Source organism: Microbulbifer sp. SE14 (assembly GCF_059834885.1).
Genome location: NZ_JCBAJA010000062.1, coordinates 1 through 4,983, shown reverse-complemented (window position 1 = coordinate 4,983; position 4,983 = coordinate 1). Strand labels below are relative to the sequence as shown.

Annotated in this window: 2 protein-coding genes and 1 pseudogene; all 3 read left to right on the top strand. The window is 56.1% G+C overall.

Annotated features, from left to right (window positions below; all coding sequences use genetic code 11):
- The first annotated feature begins 673 nt into the window (after positions 1-673).
- Positions 674-2,335, top strand: coding sequence for a nitrite/sulfite reductase (locus AC6R19_RS22595; RefSeq protein WP_500582126.1), 1,662 nt, complete (start codon positions 674-676; stop codon positions 2,333-2,335).
- Positions 2,319-2,870: a DUF934 domain-containing protein gene (locus AC6R19_RS22590; RefSeq protein WP_500582125.1), complete on the top strand. Its 552-nt coding sequence runs from the start codon at positions 2,319-2,321 to the stop codon at positions 2,868-2,870. Before AC6R19_RS22595 ends, AC6R19_RS22590 begins: the two co-directional genes overlap by 17 nt.
- Positions 2,871-3,307: 437 nt before the next feature.
- Positions 3,308-4,062 (top strand): annotated as a pseudogene (locus AC6R19_RS22585) (IS5 family transposase); the annotation flags it as partial.
- Positions 4,063-4,983: the final 921 nt, after the last annotated feature.

Sequence of the window (4,983 nt, the reverse complement as noted above, 5' to 3'; positions counted from 1 at the left end):
CCTTCTGGTTTAAGGCGCTTAGCGACCTTGTGATTCAATCTCAACCAGATTAGGGGACTGACCCCTTCCAAAGCTAGATCAATGCCTCGCCGCTTTATTACATCTCCTACACTCACGGGACAGATACGGCTACCTGTAGGAGCGGCCCATGGCCGCGATCAAACTCAGACCGAAATCTCAGCAGCCGCCGAATAGCACCGACAGGGAAACAGGGAAGATAGAAGAAATCCCGCCCGGCACCACTCAGCTCCGGGCTCTTTCCCTTGCCTTAGGGGGGAAGTATTACTGGGAAGCCACCCAGTAAATACAGGTCACAACAAAAATGGCCACCAGGGCCACCGCGGCGAAGGCATCCGCCACGTTATCGCTTTCACTGGATACAACTACTTCTTCACTCATCGAAATACTCCGATTGCATTATTGTTATTCAAAGTAGCAGGACCGCACGGAACGGTCAGTCAAGTAGAGCAAATCAACGTCCGTGGCGCAAGCGACGCCATCCCGGCAATCTCCAATCCTTATAACCATTGGTTACAGGCATAGCGAAAAATATTGTTATTTTTTGCATAAGCCCGCTGGTATGTTATGCGCCACCGGAGACTCTGCGGGGCCCTACCCGTGCTCCCCAGACCTCCGCCAAAGTGCGCAAAAAAGGCAATGGAATCAAGCTGTTATGTATCGATATGACGACCGGGACCGCGCCATCATCGGCGACCGCGTGGCCCAGTTCCGCGGCCAGACGGAACGCTACCTGGCCGGCGAACTGAGCGAGGAACAATTTCTGCCGCTGCGCCTGCAAAACGGCCTCTATATCCAGCGGCTGGCGCCGATGATGCGCATCGCCGTGCCCTACGGCCTACTCAACAGCACCCAGCTCAGGCGCCTGGCGCGCATCACCCGCGACTACGACAAGGGCTACGCCCACTTCACCACCCGCCAGAACGTCCAGCTCAACTGGCCGAACCTGGAGGATGTGCCGGATATCCTCGCCGAGCTGGCGGAAGTGGAGATGCACGCGGTACAGACCAGCGGCAACTGCATCCGCAACACCACCTCGGACCCCTACGCCGGCGTGGCCCGGGACGAGATCGCCGACCCGCGCCCCTACTGCGAGCTGATCCGCCAGTGGTCCACCTTCCACCCGGAATTCGCCTTCCTGCCGCGCAAGTTCAAGATCGCCGTCAGCGGTTCCGAGCAGGACCGCGCCGCGATACGGGTGCACGATATCGGCGTGCAGATAGTGAAGCGCGGCGGCGAGATCGGCTACCAGGTGCTGGTCGGCGGCGGCCAGGGCCGCACGCCGGTGATCGCCGAGCAGATCCGCGACTTCCTGCCGGAAGAGGACCTGCTCTCCTACCTGGAAGCCATAGTGCGCGTCTACAACCAGCTGGGTCGCCGCGACAACAAGTACAAGGCACGCATCAAGATACTGGTGAAGGCCCTGGGCGCCGCGGAGTTCGGCCGCCGTGTGGAAGCGGAGTGGGAGCAGATCAGGGACGGCGCCGAGAAACTGACCCCGGAGGCGCTGGCCTGGGCCAAATCCTTCTTCACCAACCCCGAATACAAGGCCTTCGACGGCGCCGCCAGCGATGCGGTACTCGAAGCCCAGGCAGCCGACAACAAGGCCTTCAGCCGCTGGCTGGAGCGCAACAGCTTCCCGCACCGGGTACCCGGCTACCGGGCCATCAAGCTGTCCACCAAACCCACCGGCGTACCGCCTGGCGACGTCACCGATCGCCAGCTGGAGGCCATCGCCGACCTGGCGGACGAGTTCAGCTTCGGCGAGGCCCGCGTCACCCACGACCAGAATGTGGTGCTGGCGGACGTGCAGCAGGACCGTCTCTACGAACTGTGGCAGGCGGCACGCAAGCACGGCTTCGCCACGCCCAATATCGGCACCCTGACCGATATGATTTGCTGTCCCGGCGGCGACTACTGCTCCCTGGCCAACGCCAAGTCCATCCCGGTGGCCGAGGCGATACAGCGCCGCTTCGACGACCTGGACTACCTCTACGACCTCGGCGACCTGAACCTGAATATCTCCGGCTGCATGAACGCCTGCGGCCACCACCACGTGGGCCATATCGGCATTCTCGGCGTGGACAAGAAGGGCGAGGAGTTCTACCAGGTGCAACTGGGCGGCAGCTCCTCGGAGAACGCCAGCCTGGCCAAGGTGCTGGGTCCCAGCTTCTCCCGCGCCGAGGTCACTGAAGTGATCGGCAAGATCCTCGATCTCTATGTGGAACAGCGCCAGCCGGAGGAGCCCTTTATCGACACCTACAACCGCATCGGCCTGCAGCCCTTCAAGGAGAGAGTCTATGCCAAAGCCAGCTAACCTCGGGCCGCAGCCGGCCAACCCGGCGGAACTGATCATCGACGGCGCCGTAACCGAGAACGAATGGCGACTGCTGCCGCAGAGCGACGGAGAGACGGAGATCACCGCCGAATCCCTGGCAACCGGCAAGGTGATACTGCCCTACAAGATCTGGAAGGCCCTGAAAGGCGATCTCTCCAGCCGCAGGGCCGAAATCGCTGTCTGGCTGGACAGCGACGAGACCGCCGACCTGATCGGTGAGGATGCGAAGGGGCTGCCGCTGATCGCCGTGCACTTCCCCGCCTTCGCCGACGGCCGCGGCTTCACCGCCGGCCGCCTGCTGCGCGAGCGCTACGGCTTCGCGGGCGAGCTGCGCGCGGTGGGCGCCTTTATGCGCGACCAGCTCACCTATTTACGCCGCTGCGGCTTCAACGCCTTCGCCTACGAGGGCGAGCAGTCGCTGGCGGGCCTGCTGGACTCCCTGCGCGACTTCAGTGACAGCTACCAGGCGGGCGTGGACCAGCCGCTGCCGCTGTTTCGGCGGCGGGCACTTTAATCACTTCCCCGCCCTATTGGGCGGGAAATTGATTCAATCGTTGGCTATTTGACGAAATCGAGGAAGGTATTGCGCAATAACTCGCTAACCCATTGATTTGTATGGAAAGGTTCAGGCAAAATTTGACACATCTCGTTTAGATGGAATGGGGAATATGAGAACCATTCTCCCACCTAATTACCACTCTTGCTCACACCCAACTGTATATAAATACAGTTAACTCATTGATCTGCAAGGGAATCCGCCATGGCTCGCAACAAGGTACAGTTCCAGAAGGGCATCAGTTTGACCAAATTCCTCCAGGAGTACGGCACCGCGAAGACCAGTATATTCAGAGCAAATCCTGGGCGCCGTATAAGCTCAAGCTGCCAAAAAACAGTGGCACCAGCAACTCAGCTCCCAGGGCCTGTTCACACTAATTCTTGTATAATTGCGGGATGGAACTCACAGCACAACAATTCAAAATTATCGAAGACTTGCTGCCGATCCCGCGTGGCAACGTGAAAATATCTAACCTGCAGGTCCTAAATGCCGTTCTCTATGTAGCTGAACATGGCTGTAAATGGCGCGGCCTGCCAAAACGGTTCGGTCGTTGGCATAGTATCTACATGCGAGCGAATCGTTGGGCCAAACAGGGCGTGTTGGACCGGGTGTTTCTCGCGCTTCAGGAAAATGACGTGATCAATATTCAAGTTGACCATGCTTCTCTTGATTCTACGGTTGTAAAGGTTCATCCAGACGGCACAGGTGCGTTAAAAAAAACGGTCCTCAATCTATCGGCAAGTCACGAGGAGACTGGACCACCAAAATTCATATGGTCGCAGCTGGCCACAACCGCGCCGTAGCATTTTCTCTGTCCCCGGGGCAGGCAGGCGACGCTCCAGAAGGCAGAAAATTGCTTAAAACACTGAAAAACTGTGGCTGGGAAGGAACCAAAGTGATCATGGATAAGGCCTATGAGCGAGATGAAACCCGACAGTTGGTGTTTGATCTCGGAATGGAACCTGTAGTGCCTCCCAAAAGTAACCGCCTGAGCGTTTGGGAATATGATCGAGAAATGTACAAAAAACGGAATGAAGTGGAGAGATTGTTCCGGCGCCTGAAAGGCTTTAGAAGAATTTTCTCTCGATTTGACAAATTGGACGTCATTTTCAAGTTCTTCATCCATTTTGCGTTGATAGTAGATACGCTAATTAGTTTGAACAGGCGCCCTAACAAGAAAAAGTACAAACCGTCACAACAAACCTTAGCCGCCACATTCACTGGGATTATTGCTTTCTATAAGTACTTGATGAACGAGGAATATCTGTACGGTGATCCTGCGCAGACTGCCAAGCCCTACTTCCATCATTTCATCAAGGATGCCCAGGTCAAGGAGGTTCGGCGATTAACCGAAGTCCAGTGGCAATATGTCTTCAATGTGGCTTTAAGCCTGGCCTTGACAGGATTGGGACGGTAATTGGTGGCTAAAAATCTTCGAAAAGGCCGCAAACTGAGGGATATTATGGTTCCCACCAGCTTTATTGGGTATCTCACGCTATCGTATCTACCAAGACCTGAGTCCACTTCCTTCAGTGGGAGAAAACCATCCCATCGTCGAGAAAATCCGCGACCAAGGAGACATGACGTCGCACAGCTTACTCGTATGTTCAACAGGTTTTTGATAAAGCCTATGAAGCAATGCGGCAAGCTGAAGGTAAAGACAACGCGCAAGCTGAAAGAGGCTTCCACTCACTGGTTGAGGCATACCAGTGCCAGTATGGAAGTTGAGCTCGGTCGCACGCTCAAGGATCTCTCCGAGGATTTGGGGCACTCAAGTATGGCCACTACGGACACCGTATACGTACAAACGGAAAAGCGTGTGCGTTCCTAAAGCGCCAAAAATCGCCAGGTCGATTAGTCAATCTTTACGATTGTAGTGGCATAGTGAATCTAATTCGAAAGCAGAGTTCCAGTTGTTGTTGGATCGGGCAAGAAAGAGAGTGTAAATAATTCTATGTAACGAGGCTGTAAATAATTCTGTGTAACCGCCCATGCCGCTGGTTACTGGTGATCGACCAAGCGATCACCAAATTCGATCATAAAACGGTTTAGCGCTGGCTTCCAGTTGCGG